The following is a 1,892-nucleotide window of genomic DNA, read 5'->3' on the forward strand; positions in this document are numbered from 1 at the left end:
CACAGGCGGTTGTCCTTTGTCAGCGGAACAAAGGTCAAATGCAGGTGGGGCGTTTTCTCGTCCATGTGTACCACCGCCGACACGATATTTTCCCGTCCTACCCGGCCAATGAGGAAGTCCGCCGCCCTCTGGAAAAACGCCTGTATCTCCTTTGGGGATTTCCCCTTGAAAAACTCCGGGCTGGCAGTTACCAGCGTATCGACAAACCGTGTGCTGTCCTTGCGGGTTCGGCACCCGGCCTGTTCAATGCGGTTTTGAATGAAATGATAGTACCTGCCCTCTGGCTTGACGATATGAAAGTTGTACTTGCTCCGGCTTGTGTCAATGTCGGGGTTGCTGGCGTATTGTTCTTTCTGTCTTTCGTGATGGGCTTCCAGCGGCCTTGCCGGGTTGCCCTTGTGCTTCTCAAACCGCAAAATTGCGTGTTGTGCCATTCTGCTCCTTTCCCCATTCCTTTCCTATCCGGGGTTTTCCACAGGGAAAATCCCGCAGAAAATAGCTCGGATAGGATTGGAATGGATAGAATATAAATCAATCTTTTTATCTTTGTATTTCTATATACCGTCCGGTTTTCGTACTTCCGGGGAGTGATTTCCTCACTTCATAAGTACGGTTTTCAGCCCTCCGGCGTACCAGAACCGGATTTCTTGAAGTCGGTGTTTGGAACCGCTTCATAGGATTTTGGGAAAATGCGGTTGGGTTTTCCACAGCCCTGCTTCTGGATCTCCACCAGCCCGGCGTATTGCAGTTCCCGCAGGGTGTTTACCGCTTTCTGCCGCCCACAGTGGAGCAGGTCAACCACCTCGCAGATGGGATAGTACAGATAAATCCGTCCGCAATCATCCGCCCACCCATTCTTGCGGGATAACTCTGTCCGGCGCAGGATAAAGGCGTACAGAACCTTTGCCTCGTTAGACAAGGGCTTGAATGTGGGGGCTTCAAAGAGGAAATTCGGGAGCCGGGTGAAGCTGAACGCCTTTTCCGGCTGATGGATATAGATGGTATTTGTCATAGTGCGTTTTGTGGACGGTTAGAAGCCCGTTTTCCGGGGCGGGCGATACTTTATACCACCAGCCCCGGTTTGGGGCTTGCGAAGCCTGATAAATCAAGGCTTTTTTCGCTCCTAACTGTCCACAGCAGACCTCCTTTTCCGTTCACTTTCTGTTTTCTGCCGCCTGTGAACTCTGGCGGCACAGCCGGGGCAGTATTTTGCCCGGTTGGATTTGGGGACGAACACACCGCCGCAGACCTCACAGCGTTTCAAGTCCTTATCCCGGAAAATCTCCGCTTCCAGCGTCCCGTCCAGCGGCAAGACCGCCCAGCGGAACCACTTACAGCAGACCGAGAAAGAAATCGTCTGCGGACAGGTGCAGGTGTCCCCATCGTCAAGGACAATGCAGTTGCCGTCCTCACAGCAACAGCACTCCCGGCGTATCAGGCTGGCCGCCTGTTTTCTCTGCGCCGGGGTCATGCGGTAAAGGGAACCGTCCGGCCTGCGTTCCAGCGGCGGCAAGTCTTTATAGGGGTTATCTCTCATGCGTTCCCTCCATTTTGCTTTCCGTTGCCGTTCTCCCCGAAAAGGTTTCCTGCCCCATTCCTGCGGCGTGTTCCGGCGTTGGCACGCTCCTCGCAACTTCGGGACATTTTGTCCCGAAGTCCGACTCCTTGCGGTGCTTCCCCAGCCGGGGTATTCCTTTTCGGACGGTCATTCTGTTTTCAAGGTGCCGTCCATCGATGAACTACCCTAAGTCTACACGAAAAAAATGCAATTCCCGGAATTTTGCGAGAATTGCATTTTGATGAAGTTTACACTTTGGAAATTGCATTTTTGCAATCATTCTGTATAATGGAAGTATGCGGAGGAGGTGCGTATCTATGGCTTTACCCGGAAC

The 1,892-nt window shown here is 52.9% G+C and carries 3 protein-coding genes; all 3 read right to left on the reverse strand.

Annotated elements, in window-relative coordinates; genetic code table 11:
• The coding region (gene mobV / locus I2D94_RS17835; RefSeq protein WP_195397879.1) for a MobV family relaxase at positions 1-434 on the reverse strand (434 nt) is incomplete at its 3' end.
• A gap of 182 nt (positions 435-616) precedes the next feature.
• Complete coding sequence (locus tag I2D94_RS17840) at positions 617-1,012, reverse strand: replication initiator protein A (RefSeq protein ID WP_002588752.1); 396 nt, start codon at positions 1,010-1,012, stop codon at positions 617-619.
• Between the two features lie 111 nt (positions 1,013-1,123).
• Entirely contained in the window at positions 1,124-1,537 is a 414-nt protein-coding gene (locus I2D94_RS17845; protein WP_002588751.1) for a cysteine-rich VLP domain-containing protein, read from the reverse strand.
• Positions 1,538-1,892 lie beyond the last annotated feature (355 nt).

This window comes from Holdemania sp. 1001302B_160321_E10 (genome assembly GCF_015552275.1).
In the GTDB taxonomy this organism is placed as follows: domain Bacteria; phylum Bacillota_I; class Bacilli_A; order Erysipelotrichales; family Erysipelotrichaceae; genus Holdemania.